Origin of the sequence: Nocardioides cremeus (assembly GCF_030518195.1) — a bacterium.
Taxonomy (GTDB): Bacteria; Actinomycetota; Actinomycetes; order Propionibacteriales; family Nocardioidaceae; genus Nocardioides; species Nocardioides cremeus.
The window spans coordinates 1-219 of record NZ_JAULSC010000445.1; the positions used below are offsets into that span (position 1 = coordinate 1).

A 219-nucleotide genomic window follows, 5' to 3' on the forward strand; every position below is an offset into this window, starting at 1 on the left:
TTCAACCCCGAGCCGATCGCCGACTTCATCGACGCCGCCGTGCTCGGTGACGGCGAGGAGGTCGTGCTGGCGATCTCCGAGGTGGTGCGCGAGTGGAAGGGCGTGGGCCGCCCCGGCGGCCGCGACGAGCTGCTGCGCCGCCTCGCGGTGACCGGCAACGTCTACGTGCCGAAGTTCTACGACGTGGTGCACGCCGAGGACGGCTCGATCGAGGCCGTG

1 pseudogene is annotated in these 219 nt (G+C 71.2%); it reads left to right on the top strand.

What is annotated here, in order from left to right:
* Window positions 1-219 (top strand): annotated as a pseudogene (locus QWJ41_RS21675) (TIGR03960 family B12-binding radical SAM protein); the annotation flags it as partial.